The sequence below is a fragment of the Burkholderia sp. KL41 genome (assembly GCF_057005415.2).
On sequence record NZ_CM174446.1, the window covers coordinates 3,540,915 to 3,553,717 of the forward strand.

At 67.4% G+C, this 12,803-nt stretch carries 15 protein-coding genes; 11 read left to right on the forward strand and 4 right to left on the reverse strand.

Features of this window, described 5'->3' with window-relative positions; translation table 11 throughout:
* The first annotated feature begins 1 nt into the window (after position 1).
* The 8 genes from PQB87_RS16645 to PQB87_RS16680 all read left to right on the forward strand — a co-directional run bounded on the left by PQB87_RS16645 (position 2) and on the right by PQB87_RS16680 (position 7,020).
* On the forward strand, positions 2 to 745 hold the full coding sequence (locus PQB87_RS16645) for an SDR family oxidoreductase (protein WP_060208709.1): 744 nt from the start codon (positions 2 to 4) through the stop codon (positions 743 to 745).
* Between the two features lie 78 nt (positions 746 to 823).
* On the forward strand, positions 824 to 1,228 hold the full coding sequence (locus PQB87_RS16650) for a dihydroneopterin aldolase (RefSeq protein WP_059521150.1): 405 nt from the start codon (positions 824 to 826) through the stop codon (positions 1,226 to 1,228).
* The gene (ttcA, locus tag PQB87_RS16655; RefSeq protein WP_060062585.1) at positions 1,225 to 2,229 is read left to right on the forward strand and encodes a tRNA 2-thiocytidine(32) synthetase TtcA; all 1,005 of its coding nucleotides are present in this window, start codon (positions 1,225 to 1,227) and stop codon (positions 2,227 to 2,229) included. Before PQB87_RS16650 ends, ttcA begins: the two co-directional genes overlap by 4 nt.
* A gap of 135 nt (positions 2,230 to 2,364) precedes the next feature.
* Entirely contained in the window at positions 2,365 to 3,726 is a 1,362-nt protein-coding gene (glmU, locus tag PQB87_RS16660) for a bifunctional UDP-N-acetylglucosamine diphosphorylase/glucosamine-1-phosphate N-acetyltransferase GlmU (RefSeq protein ID WP_027788953.1), read from the forward strand.
* 53 nt (positions 3,727 to 3,779) lie between these two features.
* Positions 3,780 to 5,597, forward strand: a complete 1,818-nt coding sequence (gene glmS / locus PQB87_RS16665; protein ID WP_059619694.1) for a glutamine--fructose-6-phosphate transaminase (isomerizing) — start codon at positions 3,780 to 3,782, stop codon at positions 5,595 to 5,597.
* Positions 5,598 to 5,943: 346 nt separating this feature from the next.
* Positions 5,944 to 6,264 carry a helix-turn-helix domain-containing protein gene (locus tag PQB87_RS16670; RefSeq protein ID WP_059685400.1) on the forward strand — a complete coding sequence of 107 codons (321 nt, stop codon included), beginning with the start codon at positions 5,944 to 5,946 and terminating at the stop codon, positions 6,262 to 6,264.
* Positions 6,265 to 6,346: 82 nt separating this feature from the next.
* Positions 6,347 to 6,802: a hypothetical protein gene (locus PQB87_RS16675; RefSeq protein WP_048025392.1), complete on the forward strand. Its 456-nt coding sequence runs from the start codon at positions 6,347 to 6,349 to the stop codon at positions 6,800 to 6,802.
* Positions 6,802 to 7,020, forward strand: a complete 219-nt coding sequence (locus PQB87_RS16680) for a DUF6566 family protein (RefSeq protein WP_021162109.1) — start codon at positions 6,802 to 6,804, stop codon at positions 7,018 to 7,020. Before PQB87_RS16675 ends, PQB87_RS16680 begins: the two co-directional genes overlap by 1 nt.
* A 109-nt stretch (positions 7,021 to 7,129) precedes the next feature.
* On the opposite strand, the gene PQB87_RS16685 is transcribed toward PQB87_RS16680, so the two are convergent.
* Both PQB87_RS16685 and PQB87_RS16690 read right to left on the reverse strand, forming a co-directional pair.
* On the reverse strand, positions 7,130 to 7,966 hold the full coding sequence (locus tag PQB87_RS16685; RefSeq protein WP_059685399.1) for an FTR1 family iron permease: 837 nt from the start codon (positions 7,964 to 7,966) through the stop codon (positions 7,130 to 7,132).
* 12 nt (positions 7,967 to 7,978) lie between these two features.
* Complete coding sequence (locus PQB87_RS16690; RefSeq protein WP_021162111.1) at positions 7,979 to 8,311, reverse strand: cupredoxin domain-containing protein; 333 nt, start codon at positions 8,309 to 8,311, stop codon at positions 7,979 to 7,981.
* A gap of 363 nt (positions 8,312 to 8,674) precedes the next feature.
* Between PQB87_RS16690 and PQB87_RS16695 the strand changes: the two genes are divergently transcribed.
* The gene (locus tag PQB87_RS16695) at positions 8,675 to 8,875 is read left to right on the forward strand and encodes a heavy-metal-associated domain-containing protein (RefSeq protein ID WP_489242397.1); all 201 of its coding nucleotides are present in this window, start codon (positions 8,675 to 8,677) and stop codon (positions 8,873 to 8,875) included.
* A gap of 72 nt (positions 8,876 to 8,947) precedes the next feature.
* On the opposite strand, the gene PQB87_RS16700 is transcribed toward PQB87_RS16695, so the two are convergent.
* Together PQB87_RS16700 and PQB87_RS16705 are read right to left on the reverse strand one after the other, a co-directional pair.
* On the reverse strand, positions 8,948 to 10,438 hold the full coding sequence (locus tag PQB87_RS16700) for an aldehyde dehydrogenase (RefSeq protein ID WP_021162114.1): 1,491 nt from the start codon (positions 10,436 to 10,438) through the stop codon (positions 8,948 to 8,950).
* Between the two features lie 97 nt (positions 10,439 to 10,535).
* On the reverse strand, positions 10,536 to 11,087 hold the full coding sequence (locus PQB87_RS16705; protein WP_042976781.1) for a cupin domain-containing protein: 552 nt from the start codon (positions 11,085 to 11,087) through the stop codon (positions 10,536 to 10,538).
* Between the two features lie 413 nt (positions 11,088 to 11,500).
* Between PQB87_RS16705 and PQB87_RS16710 the strand changes: the two genes are divergently transcribed.
* Together PQB87_RS16710 and PQB87_RS16715 are read left to right on the forward strand one after the other, a co-directional pair.
* Positions 11,501 to 11,725, forward strand: a complete 225-nt coding sequence (locus tag PQB87_RS16710) for a hypothetical protein (protein WP_072437498.1) — start codon at positions 11,501 to 11,503, stop codon at positions 11,723 to 11,725.
* A 283-nt stretch (positions 11,726 to 12,008) separates the two neighbouring features.
* Positions 12,009 to 12,797 carry a gamma-glutamyl-gamma-aminobutyrate hydrolase family protein gene (locus tag PQB87_RS16715; RefSeq protein ID WP_060062591.1) on the forward strand — a complete coding sequence of 263 codons (789 nt, stop codon included), beginning with the start codon at positions 12,009 to 12,011 and terminating at the stop codon, positions 12,795 to 12,797.
* The last annotated feature ends 6 nt before the right edge of the window (positions 12,798 to 12,803 follow it).

The following is a 12,803-nucleotide window of genomic DNA, read 5'->3' on the forward strand; positions in this document are numbered from 1 at the left end:
AATGACCGTTTCAGCCGATACGTCGACCCTGCGCGTGGCGCTCGTCACCGGTGCCCTGGGCAGCGCGGCCGACGCCGCGTCGATCGGTCGTGCGCTCGCGACGGGATTCGCCCGGCACGGCTGGGACGTCGCGTTGCAGCGCAGCCCCGGCACGCCGCATGCGGCCGCCGACGCGCTCGTCGCCGAAGTCGCGGCGCTCGGCCGCCGCGCGGTCGTGCTCGACGCCGATCTGGCCCTGGAAGCCGAAGCCGCCGCACTCGTCGCCGCGTGCGGCGCGGCGCTCGGCCGGCCCGCGTGCGCGGTGTTCGTGAGCGCCAGCGCAGGCGCCGACGACGCGCACACGGTAGACGGCGCGTCGCTCGCCGGCGCACTCGCGCGCAACGTGACGGCGCCGCTCGCGCTGGCCCGCGCGCTCGCCGATGCGACGCCCGACGCCGCGCGCGAGCACGAAGCGCTGCGCGCATGCGCGATCCACGTGCTGGACCAGGCGCTGTTTCACCCTGCGCCTGCGCAGTTGTCGCACGCGTTGATGCAGGCCGCGCTGAACCGCGCGACGTCGGCGCTGGCGCTGGCGCTCGCGCCGAAGGTGCGGGTCGCGGCGCTCGTGCGCGGCCACGCGGCGCACGCGGACGACATCGCCGCGGCCGCCTGCTATCTCGCGAGCGCGCCCGGCGTCACGGGCGCGACGCTGACCGTCGACGGCGGCGAGCACCTCGTGCCGCCGGCCGCCGGCCCGAATGAATGAACTGCGCGGATCGCGCGGCCTGACTGCCGCCGCCCGCGCCGCTTTGCGTGTGCGCACGCCAATTTGACTGGGACGACCATGTTTTCCGCTCTCCTGCACCCCCGCCTCGCGGACTGCCGCAGGCTCTACCTGCGCGACTACGAAGTGCACATCAACATCGGTGCCTTCGAACACGAGAAGCGCGGCGAGCAGCGCGTCGTCATCAACGTCGACCTGTTCGTGCCGCTCGCGCTGTCCACTCCCGTGGACGACCGGCTGCATGAAGTCGTCGACTACGACCTGATGAAGCAGAGCGTCGCGCAATGCGTGGCGCGCGGCCACATCCACCTGCAGGAAACGCTGTGCGACGCGATCGCCGCGCACCTGCTGGCGCACGACGCCGTGCGCGCGGTACGCGTCTGTACCGAGAAACCGGACGCTTATCCGGACTGCGACGCCGTCGGCGTCGAAGTCTTTCGCATCAAGGACGAGGAGCGCGCATGAACGCCCCCCACATGAATGACGCGGCGGCCGATGCCGCCACCCACGACGCAGCCGCCGCCCCGGCCGGCCGCCAGGCGCTGACGCGCCGCGAACAGAAGGAAGCGTACGAGAACAACAAGCTGTTCAAGCGGATCGTGCGCCAGGTCGGCCAGGCAATCGGCGACTTCAACATGATCGAGCAGGGCGACAAGGTGATGGTGTGCCTGTCGGGCGGCAAGGACAGCTACGCGATGCTCGACGTGCTGCTGCGCCTGCGCGAGCGCGCGCCGATCGATTTCGACATCGTCGCGGTAAACCTCGACCAGAAGCAGCCGGGCTTCCCCGAGCACGTGCTGCCCGAGTACCTGAAGCAGGTCGGCGTGCCGTTCCACATCGAGAACCAGGACACCTACAGCATTGTCAAGCGGCTCGTGCCCGAAGGCAAGACGACCTGCTCGCTGTGCTCGCGGCTGCGCCGCGGGATCCTGTACCGCGTGGCCGGCGAGCTCGGCGCGACCAAGATCGCGCTCGGCCATCACCGCGACGACATCGTGCAGACGCTGCTGCTCAACATGTTCTACGGCGGCAAGCTGAAGGGGATGCCGCCGAAGCTGCAGTCGGACGACGGCAAGAACATCGTGATCCGCCCGCTCGCGTACGTGAAGGAAACCGATCTCGAGAAATACGCGGAGCTTCGCGAATTCCCGATCATCCCGTGCAACCTGTGCGGCAGCCAGCCGAACCTGAAGCGCGCGGAAATGAAGGCGCTGATCCGCGAATGGGACAAGCGCTTCCCGGGCCGCGTCGACAACATGTTCAACGCGCTCGCGAAGGTCGTGCCGTCGCACCTGATGGACACGACGCTGTACCCGTTCCAGTCGCTGCGTGCGACCGGCGAGGCCGATCCGCAAGGCGACATCGCGTTCGACGAGGAACCATGCGCGTCGGGCGACGACGCAGCGGCGCCGGGTGAGCCGATCGCGGCCCGGCCGATCTCGATCGTCCAGTTCGACGACCTGTAAGCAGGGCCCGAACACCCGCCGGAACGGGGCCGCGCGGCCCTTTTCCGGCGCCGTCGCCCCGCCGCGACAGGCCCGGAACGGCGGGGGCCGCATGCTAAAATGGTCGGCTTCGAACTCCTCTGACAAGCTGGCGCCATGAATATCGTGATTTTGGCGGCAGGCACCGGCAAGCGCATGCGTTCCGCGCTGCCGAAAGTGCTTCACCCCCTGGCCGGCAGGCCGCTCCTCTCCCACGTCATCGACACCGCGCGCACGCTGCAGCCGTCCCGGCTCGTCGTCGTCGTCGGTCACGGTGCCGAGCAGGTCCAGGCCGCCGTCGCCGCGCCCGACGTCCAGTTCGCGGTGCAGGCCGAGCAGCTCGGCACCGGCCACGCGGTGCGTCAGGCGCTGCCGCTCCTCGATCCCGCGCAACCGACGCTCGTGCTGTACGGCGACGTGCCGCTCACGCGCGCGTCGACGCTGCAGCGCCTCGTCGATGCCGCGCGCGAAGGCCGCTACGGGATTCTCACCGTCACGCTCGACGATCCGACCGGCTACGGCCGCATCGTGCGCGACGCGGCCGGCTTCGTCACGCGCATCGTCGAGCAGAAGGACGCGTCGCCCGACCAGCTGAAGATCGCCGAGATCAACACGGGCATCATCGTCACGCCCACGGCCCAGCTGTCGATGTGGCTCGGCGCGCTGAAGAACGAGAACGCGCAGGGCGAGTACTACCTGACCGACGTCGTCGAACTCGCGATCGAGGCCGGTTTCGAGGTCGTCACCGCGCAGCCCGACGAGGAATGGGAAACGCTCGGCGTGAACAGCAAGGCGCAGCTTGCCGAGCTCGAACGCATTCATCAGCGCAATATCGCGGAAACGCTGCTCGTCGACGGCGTCACGCTCGCCGATCCGGCACGCGTCGACGTGCGCGGCACGCTGCGCTGCGGCCGCGACGTGTCGATCGACGTGAACTGCGTGTTCGAGGGCAACGTGACGCTCGCGGACAACGTGACGATCGGCGCGAACTGCGTGATCCGCAACGCGTCGGTCGGCGCGGGCACGCGCATCGACGCGTTCACGCACATCGACGGCGCCGAGCTCGGCGCGCACACCGTGATCGGCCCGTACGCGCGGCTGCGCCCCGGCGCGCAGCTCGCGGACGAAGCGCACGTCGGCAACTTCGTCGAGGTGAAGAACGCGGTGATCGGCCACGGCTCGAAGGCGAACCACCTCACGTACATCGGCGACGCCGACATCGGCGCGCGCGTGAACATCGGCGCGGGCACGATCACCTGCAACTACGACGGCGCGAACAAGTTCCGCACCGTGATCGAGGACGACGTGTTCGTCGGCTCCGACACGCAGCTGGTCGCGCCCGTGCGCGTCGGCCGCGGCGTGACGATCGCCGCCGGCACGACGATCTGGAAGGACGTGGCCGAAGGCCTGCTCGCGTTGAACGAGAAGACCCAGACCGCGAAGAGCGGCTACGTCCGCCCGGTCAAGAAGAAAAGCTGAACCTTTTGCGGGCGCCCCGGCGGCGCCCGCGTCGACTTACAGGACTGATCCTCATGTGTGGCATTGTCGGCGCAGTTGCGCAACGTAATATCGTTCCGGTGCTGATCGAAGGTCTGCGGCGCCTCGAATACCGTGGCTACGACTCGTGCGGCGTCGCCGTGCTCGAGCCGGATGCGCCGAAGCGCGCGCGCAGCGTCGAACGCGTCGCCGATCTCGACGCGCAGGTGCGCGAATCGCACCTCGAAGGCACGACGGGCGTCGCGCACACGCGCTGGGCCACGCACGGCGCACCCGTCACGCACAACGCGCACCCGATCTTCTCGTCGAACGCGCTCGCGCTCGTCCACAACGGCATCATCGAGAACTTCGAGCCGCTGCGCGAAGCGCTGCGCGCGAAGGGCTACGAATTCGTGTCGCAAACCGACACCGAAGTGATCGCCCACCTCGTGCACAGCCTGTATCGCGGCAACCTGTTCGACGCGGTGCGCGAAGCCGTGCAGCAGCTGCACGGCGCGTATGCGATCGCCGTGATCCACAAGGACCAGCCGCACACCGTCGTCGGCGCGCGCCAGGGCTCGCCGCTCGTGGTCGGCCATGGCGACGGCGAGAACTTCCTCGCGTCCGACGCACTCGCGCTCGCGGGCAGCACCGACCACTTCACGTTCCTCGAGGAAGGCGACGTGTGCGAGCTGTCGCTCGACGGCGTGAAGATCGTCGACCGGGACGGCGCGCTCGCGCAGCGCGAGATCCGCGTGGTCAGCGCATACGGCGGCGCGGTCGAGCTGGGCCCGTATCGCCACTTCATGCAGAAGGAAATCTTCGAGCAACCGCGCGCGATCAGCGATACCGTGCCGCAAACCGAAGCCTTCGACGCGACGCTGTTCGGCGACGCCGCGCCCGCCGCGTTCGCGGAGATCGACAGCCTGCTGATCCTCGCATGCGGCACGAGCTACTACTCGGGCCTCACCGCCAAGTACTGGCTCGAATCGATCGCGAAGATCCCGACCCAGGTCGAGATCGCGAGCGAATACCGCTACCGCGAATCGGTGCCGAACCCGCGCCAGCTCGTGCTCGTGATCTCGCAGTCGGGCGAGACGGCCGACACGCTCGCGGCGCTCAAGCACGCGCAGTCGCTCGGCCACACGCACACGCTCGCCGTGTGCAACGTCGCGACGAGCGCGATGGTGCGCCTCACCGAGATGCAGTTCCTGACGCACGCGGGCACCGAGATCGGTGTTGCGTCGACGAAGGCGTTCACGACGCAGCTCGTCGCGCTGTTCGTGCTGGCCGCGACGCTCGGCAAGCTGCGCGGTCACGTCGATGCCGCGCAGGAAGCCGAGTTCCTGAAGCAGTTGCGCCACCTGCCGGCCGCGCTGAACAGCGTGCTGGCACTGGAGCCGCAGATCATCGCGTGGTCGGAGGAATTCGCGCGCAAGGAAAACGCGCTGTTCCTCGGCCGCGGGCTGCACTACCCGATCGCGCTCGAGGGCGCGCTGAAGCTGAAGGAAATCTCGTACATCCACGCCGAGGCCTATCCGGCCGGCGAACTGAAGCACGGGCCGCTCGCGCTCGTCACGGAAGCGATGCCGGTCGTCACGGTCGCACCGAACGACACGCTGCTCGAGAAGCTGAAGTCGAACATGCAGGAAGTGCGTGCGCGCGGCGGCGAGCTGTACGTGTTCGCCGATGCCGACACGCAGATCGTCAACGACGACGGCCTGCACGTGATCCGGATGCCGGAGCATTACGGGCAACTGTCGCCGATCCTGCACGTCGTGCCGCTGCAGCTGCTCGCGTATCACACCGCGTGCGCGCGCGGCACCGACGTCGACAAGCCGCGGAACCTCGCGAAATCGGTGACGGTGGAGTAAGGCGGGACGACCGGGACGGCCCCGCGAAGCCGTCCCGACCCCGTATCGGCTCGAAGCCGGCCATTCGGGCAGGCCATTCGGCCAGGTCGAAATATGTACCACGTAGTGGCATATAATCCTGTGCTGACCTGATCGGCCCGACATGCCGGTAATCGGCGGCGCGGGATCGTGCCGGACAAGGTCGGGCAGGCGCGGGTTTGCGTATTCCTGTTCGCCAAACCCGGCCGGGACGACATCGACGCACGCGAACGGCGTGCCGTCAGAAAGCTCGCCGCGGATGTCGGGCGCCGCACCGGCGCCGATATCGCGACGCTGGTCACACTGAAAGAGCGGGTGGAGATTTGCAATGGCCAGGAGTCGATTCAAGAGCGACGCAACGGAGGCGATCCACAGCGCCGCGTCGGGCCTCTATCGTGCCGCGTTGATCGACAAGAAGACGATGCGCGAATACGACGATCTCCGCATCGAAGCCGCCCCGCAGTTCGATCCGGAAGCCATCGCCCGCATCCGCAAATCCGTCAATGTCAGCCAGAGCGTGTTCGCGCTCTACCTGAACACGACGACGTCGACGATCCGCCAATGGGAACAGGGCGACAAGCGGCCGGGCGGCATCGCCGCACGGATGCTCCAGATCGTCGAGAAACACGGGCTCGAGGTGTTCTCCTGAACCGCCCCCCCGAATCCCCCTGCACGGCCGCCCCCGCACCGGATACCGCGACGCGCCCCGCAACGAATATGACGGAGACACAATGGCAGTAAGACTCTTTGGATGCGGATTGCTCGCGCTGACGTTCGCGTCGACGGGCTGGGCCGCCGAGCACTACGTCGAAGTCTGGAACCCGCCCGAGGCGCGGCAGCCGGCCGCCCGCACGCCGGCCGCGCACACCGGCGCCGATGCACGCGCCGGCAAGAGCGTGGAGAAGCACGCGAATGCCACACCGAAAGCCGCGGTGAAACCGCACAAGCGCCGTGTCGCGCAGGCGGTGAAAGCCGGCTCGCATCGTCCGCCCGCCACCGCGGCCGAGACGCCGGCCGCACCGCGCCCCGTCGCGCAGCCCGCGCCGGGACGCCTGACGGTCATGCAGCCGGCTGCGCCCGATGCGCAGCACGCACTGAATTACTCCGACATCCCGCGGCAATACACACCGGACGGCAACGTGCTGCGCGTCGGCACGCACAACCGCTCCGCGGAGGTGACTCGATAATGGAAGCGCAAACCTACCACGGCTACCAGATCTGGGGCCACGCGATCCTGCAGCAGGACGAGATCCTGCAGCCCGAGCGCTTCGCGGCGAGCGGCACGATCACGCAGAACAACAAGCTGGTGGAGGCGTCCGGCGTGCTCGGCGTGTTCGACACCGAGGACGACGCGCGCGAAGCCGGGCTCGAATGGGCCCGCGCCTGGATCGACAGCCACCGCTGAGCGTGCGCAACCTGCGCGCCGTGGTCGACGCCGGGCACGAGTCGGCCGCGAGCCGACAATGAAAAAAGGGGCATCATGGACGCCCCTTTGTCATTCGAACCAGGACAACTCAAGCCGCGGCCCGTGGCGGCCGCACCGCCGCCTGCGGCCGGCCGACGAACCGTGCCAGCCCGACAATCGCGGCCAGCGTCGCGAGGTACGCGACGATCTGGATGCCCGCCGGGCGCGCGGTATAGCCGATCAGCGTATGCAGCGCCTTGCCGACGATGCTCGATTCCTTGAGCAGCCACGACGTATCCCAGACCGCATCGCCCCACGACGGCACGAGGCCTGCCGCGAGCAGGAAGCCGACGCACTGGCTGGCCATCCCCGCCGCGAGCAGCACGATCAGCCAGTTGGTGACGGAAAACAGGCGCTTCAGCGGAATCTGCAGCAGGCCCGCATACATCCCGTAGCCGAGCCCGGCGCCGCCGAGCACGCCGAGCAGCCCGCCGACGATCATCTGCGGCGTCTGTCCCGGATCGCCCGCCGCGATGCCGTACAGGAACAGCACGGCCTCGGAGCCTTCACGCAGCACCGCGACGCCGACGACGATCGCGAGCCCCGTCAGCGGCTTGCTGCCGGCCGCGACGGCACGCCCGACCTCGGTCATCTGCATCGCCATCTCACGACCGTGCCGGCTCATCCAGATGCTGTGCCATGCGAGCATCAGCGTCGCGACGAACATCACGCCCGCGTTGAAGACCTCCTGACCCATGCCGGACGCCCATTGCGAGATCACGTCGGCGAACGCCGCGATCAGGCCGGCGCCGATCACGCCGCCCGCCAGCCCGCCGCCGACCCACCAGCCGCGCCGCGGCACGCCTTTCGTCGCGGCCATCACGATCGACACCACCAGCGCGGCCTCGAGCACTTCACGAAAGACGATCAGGGCAGTCGACAGCATGTCCGTATCCGCTTACTTGACGGTCAGGTGCGTCTTCGACTGCGCTTCGTGATACTCGTCGTGGAACTCGTAGGTCCCGGCCTTCAGCGGCCCGACCAGGATCTCCACCGACTTGCCGGCAGGCACGACCTTCTCCGCCTTGAAATCGTCGCTCTCGAATTCGGCGGGCGTCGCGTCGAGGTTCTTCACGACGAACTTCACCTTCTTGCCGGCCGGGATCGTCACGCCGTCCGGCGAAAACTTGTGATCCTTCAGGGTCAGGTTGACGACATCGTCGGCCGCGAATGCGGACGTTGCCGATGCGCCCAGCAGCGCCAGCGAAAAGCCGAAAGCAAAACGGTTCATGGGGGTAACGAATTGAAATATCGAAGGGAGCTGATACTAAGATCGATTCGCATTTCCAACTCGCGTACCCTTACTGGCGACATGGTGATCGTGCTTCATGGAGTGCCGCCACGCCTTGCCCGGCAAGGCATCCGCCCCGCTTCGCCCGGAACGCTTCGCCGTCAATCGGGACAAGTGCCGAATGACGTCAAAGGCCCGCCCGCCATTCATCAGACATCACCTTTACAACGTGCTGTCGCCGCACTACCGTCGTCACACCGGAGCCGCGACACGGATCTTCGTCGACACGCGTACGCTTGACCTTCCCACCGTGGCAAGCTTCATGCTGTCGATGCTTGTCAATCGTCAACTCAGGAGAACACGATGGAATTCGAAGTCCAGGACATGACCTGCGGCGGCTGTGCCAATGCAATCACGCGCGCGGTGACGGCCGCCGATCCCGCCGCGAAGCTCGACATCGACGTCGCGGCGAAGATCGTCAAGGTCGAGTCGGCGCAAGGCGCCGAGCGCGTGAAGTCGATCATCGAAGCCGCCGGCTTCCACCCCGCGCTGCGCACCGCATAACGTAACGCAGACGCAACGCACACGGGCGCGGGCACACCGCCATGCGGCGCTGCGCCCGCGCCCCGCAGTGCATCAGCGCAGCCGGATCAGCGTCGACTTCAGTTCGGTGTACTTCTCGAGCGCGTGCAGCGACTTGTCGCGGCCGTTGCCCGACTGCTTGTAGCCGCCGAACGGGAAGTTCATGTCGCCGCCTTCGTCATAGCAGTTCACCCAGACGGTGCCCGCACGCAGCCGGCGCGACACGTCGTGCGCGGTCGTCAGGTTCGAGGTCCACACGGCCGCGGCCAGCCCGTACTCGGTATCGTTCGCGATCCGCACGGCCTCGTCGACGTCGTCGAACACGATCACCGACAGCACGGGCCCGAAGATCTCCTCGCGTGCGATCCTCGCATCCGGCTTCACCTCGAATACCGTCGGCTCCACGTAGAAGCCGCCCGTTTCCGCCTTCACGCGCGCACCGCCGGTGACGAGCCGGCCCTCGCTGCGCCCGGCCTCGATATAGCCGAGCACACGCTCGAGCTGGATGCCGTCGACGATCGCGCCCATCGACACCGACGGATCGAGCGGATTGCCGGGCACGTACGCACGCGCGGCCGCGACGAGCTTCTCGATGAACGCATCCTTGATGTCGCGATGCACGAGCAGCCGCGAGCCGGCCGTGCACATCTCGCCCATGTTGTAGAAGATCGCGCCGGCGGCCGCCTGCGCCGCGCGGTCGAGATCGGGACAATCGGGCAGCACGATGTTCGGCGACTTGCCGCCGAGTTCGAGCCACGCGCGCTTCAGGTTCGACTGCGCGGCGTACTGCATGATCAGCTTGCCCACCGCCGTCGAGCCGGTGAATGCGATGCAGTCGACGTCGCGATGCAGCGCGAGCAGCTTGCCGGGCTCGCCGGCCCCCGGTACGACGTTGAACACGCCCGCCGGAATGCCGGCCTCGTATGCGAGCTGTGCGACGCGGATCGCGGTCAGCGGCGATTTCTCCGACGGCTTCAGCACGACGCTGTTGCCGGCCGCGAGCGCGGGGCCGAATTTCCATGCGGCCATCAGGATCGGGAAGTTCCACGGCACGACGGCGGCCACCACGCCGACCGGCTCGCGCGTGACGAGACCGACGAGATGATGATCGGCCGGCGCAACCTCGCCGCCCACCTTGTCGATCGCTTCCGCGAACCATTCGACGCAATACGCGGCGCCCGGCACGTCGACCGTCGTCGTGTCGCCGATCGGCTTGCCCGCGTCGAGCGTCTCGAGCAGCGACAGCTCGTCGAGGTGCTCGCGCATCAGCGCGGCCCAGCGCAGCAGCACGGCCTTGCGCGCACGCGGGTTCAGCCCGGCCCACACGCCCGCGTCGAACGCGCGACGCGCCGCCGCGACGGCCGCGTTCACGTCGGCTTCGCCGCAATCGGCGACCTTCGCGAGCACGCGGCCGTCGATCGGGCTCACGCAGTCGAACGTCTTGCCGCCGTGCGCGTCGCGCGACGCGCCGTCGATGAATGCGCGCCCTTCGATCTCGAGCGACGCCGCCTTGTCCTGCCAGTCAGCCAAAGTCAACTTGTTCATCAGGATGCCTCAGTTTTTTGGCATTCGCGATGCGACGCGCCGCTGCGCGTGACGCGCAGCCGGCCGGCAGCGAATGCGGTGATGCGCGGTCGGGAGGTCAGAAGGTCGCCGGCGAATTGGCCGAGACGACCTCGCAGATCAGGTCCGCGCTGGGATTGCGAAAACGGTGCGGCAAACGGCTTTCGAAGTAATAGCCGTCTCCGGGGTCGAGCAGCCACGTCGCGCCGTCGACGGTCAGCTCGAGCCGGCCCGACACGACCACGCCGCCCTCGTGCCCCGCGTGCACGAGCATCTCGGGCCCCGTATCGGCGTGCGGCTGGTAGATCTCGCGCAGGATGCACATGTTGCGGTCCTTCACGCTCGCGCCGACCAGATGAAACGCGAGCGTGTCGTTGCCGAGGTTCGGCATCTCGTCGCGACGCGACACGACCGAACGCGATTCGACGAGCTCGAACGTGAAGAACTCCGCGAGACTCATCGGGATACATTCCAGCAGCTTCTTCAGCGAGCCGACCGACGGGCTCACGCGGCCCTGTTCGATCAGCGAGATCGTGCCGTTGGTCACGCCGGCCCGCTTCGCGAGTTCGCGCTGCGACAGGCCATGCTTGTTGCGCACGAAACGCAGGCGCTCGGCGACTTCGGTGGACATCGATTCGGTTTCGGACACGATAGGTGCGATGACAAAGTGAAACGACGCAGTGGACAGCCGTTGAATATTCTAATCACTTTATGCCGCACATCAGCGGGGAAAACCCTGAAAGGCGTTCGAAATAATGAACACCCCGTCGATTATTCCGTTTGCGAATCTTTTGTTTGCACTGCTCGGGAAAGCCCTGATGCAACACCGTTAAAAAACATTTGACGCCGTTTTTGGCTCGTATATGCTGGCTCTCAGGTTCGCGTCATCAAGCGTTCATCGGCAGCAAAAAGCGTTATTGCAACGCAAAAATTGATGCCCTTCGATGTAAATGACGCGTAACCGGCGCCTTGATTATTTTAAACGCCCAGTGCGTCGAAACGGTCGGGTGTTCAATACTTTCAACAACCCAGTCGAGTGTAATCGTGAGAGTCCGTGGCCCTCTGGTGAGGTGGGATCGAAGCGTGGCGCGAAGTTCGCGCAGCGCGGCATCCCCTTCCGATGGCAGTTGCGGCTGGCATAGTCCTCGCCTGCAGCATCTGTCGATCTACACCATCCTGTCCCGTCGTTCCGTTCGGCGCCACAACGCCGTTTCCGCACGCGCATTCGTCGCCGTTGATACCGACGAAGTGGCGTCGCTGCTGCCGTAGCGCCTCTCCTTTCTTTACGTCGTTCGTTTCGTCTGCTGATTCGCCAACCGCATGGTCCGTGCGGTGACGGAACGCGTTCGCGCATTCGTTGCCGCGTCGCGTATCGCAATGAAACGAACGACGGCCTGATCGTCGCGCGCAGCGCGGATCGCCACGCCATCCCGTTGCGCCCATTCACCAGCGGCCTTGCGCTTTGCGCCAGGCTGCGGGGCTGTTGCATGCCGGCGTTTCGCCACATCCGGCAAGACATACGCAACAACCCTCCGGATAACTGATTGACGTCATGGAAAGAAGGAAACCACTCGTCGGCATCACCGCCGACCACACGCAGATCGGCGCACACGCGTCGCATACGGTCGGCGACAAATACGTCGCCGCGATCGTCGACGGCGCGCAGGCGCTCGCGATGGTGCTGCCCGCGCTCGGCGAGCGCCAGTCGACCGACGACATCCTCGACACGGTCGATGGCCTGCTGTTCACCGGCAGCTACTCGAACGTCGAGCCGCACCTGTACGGCGGCGAACCGAGCGCACCCGGCACGAAGCACGACCCGGCCCGCGATGCGACGACGCTGCCGCTGCTGCGCGCGGCGATCGCCGCGGGCGTGCCGGTGCTCGCAGTCTGCCGCGGCTTCCAGGAGCTGAACGTCGTCTGCGGCGGCACGCTGCACCAGCGCGTGCATGAAGTGCCGGGCTTCGCCGATCACCGCGAGGACGACGATGCGCCGATGGACACGCAATACGGCCCCGCGCACGTCGTGCGACTGACGCCCGGCGGCAAGCTGCACGCGCTCGCCGGCGGCCGCGACGAAGTGCACGTGAACTCGCTGCACAAGCAGGGCATCGCGCAGCTCGGCTCCGGCCTCGCCGTCGAAGCCGTCGCGCCGGACGGCCTGGTCGAAGCCGTGAGCGTCGTCGATGCACCGGCTTTCGCCCTCGCCGTGCAGTGGCACCCGGAATGGCGGCATGCGCAGGACCCGCTGTCGAGCGCGATCTTCCGCGCCTTCGGCGATGCCTGCCGCGCGCGCCGTGCCGCCCGCACGCGCGCCACGGCCGCCGCCGCACTCGCCTGAGCGCGC

What these genes read in the sequence shown, in the direction of transcription:
- PQB87_RS16645 (WP_060208709.1), top strand. Translation starts at nt 2, where the DNA reads ATGACCGTTTCAGCCGATACGTCGACCCTGCGCGTGGCGCTCGTCACC.
- PQB87_RS16650 (WP_059521150.1), top strand. Translation starts at nt 824, where the DNA reads ATGTTTTCCGCTCTCCTGCACCCCCGCCTCGCGGACTGCCGCAGGCTC.
- ttcA (WP_060062585.1), top strand. Translation starts at nt 1,225, where the DNA reads ATGAACGCCCCCCACATGAATGACGCGGCGGCCGATGCCGCCACCCAC.
- glmU (WP_027788953.1), top strand. Translation starts at nt 2,365, where the DNA reads ATGAATATCGTGATTTTGGCGGCAGGCACCGGCAAGCGCATGCGTTCC.
- glmS (WP_059619694.1), top strand. Translation starts at nt 3,780, where the DNA reads ATGTGTGGCATTGTCGGCGCAGTTGCGCAACGTAATATCGTTCCGGTG.
- PQB87_RS16670 (WP_059685400.1), top strand. Translation starts at nt 5,944, where the DNA reads ATGGCCAGGAGTCGATTCAAGAGCGACGCAACGGAGGCGATCCACAGC.
- PQB87_RS16675 (WP_048025392.1), top strand. Translation starts at nt 6,347, where the DNA reads ATGGCAGTAAGACTCTTTGGATGCGGATTGCTCGCGCTGACGTTCGCG.
- PQB87_RS16680 (WP_021162109.1), top strand. Translation starts at nt 6,802, where the DNA reads ATGGAAGCGCAAACCTACCACGGCTACCAGATCTGGGGCCACGCGATC.
- PQB87_RS16685 (WP_059685399.1), bottom strand. Translation starts at nt 7,966, where the DNA reads ATGCTGTCGACTGCCCTGATCGTCTTTCGTGAAGTGCTCGAGGCCGCG.
- PQB87_RS16690 (WP_021162111.1), bottom strand. Translation starts at nt 8,311, where the DNA reads ATGAACCGTTTTGCTTTCGGCTTTTCGCTGGCGCTGCTGGGCGCATCG.
- PQB87_RS16695 (WP_489242397.1), top strand. Translation starts at nt 8,675, where the DNA reads ATGGAATTCGAAGTCCAGGACATGACCTGCGGCGGCTGTGCCAATGCA.
- PQB87_RS16700 (WP_021162114.1), bottom strand. Translation starts at nt 10,438, where the DNA reads ATGAACAAGTTGACTTTGGCTGACTGGCAGGACAAGGCGGCGTCGCTC.
- PQB87_RS16705 (WP_042976781.1), bottom strand. Translation starts at nt 11,087, where the DNA reads ATGTCCACCGAAGTCGCCGAGCGCCTGCGTTTCGTGCGCAACAAGCAT.
- PQB87_RS16715 (WP_060062591.1), top strand. Translation starts at nt 12,009, where the DNA reads ATGGAAAGAAGGAAACCACTCGTCGGCATCACCGCCGACCACACGCAG.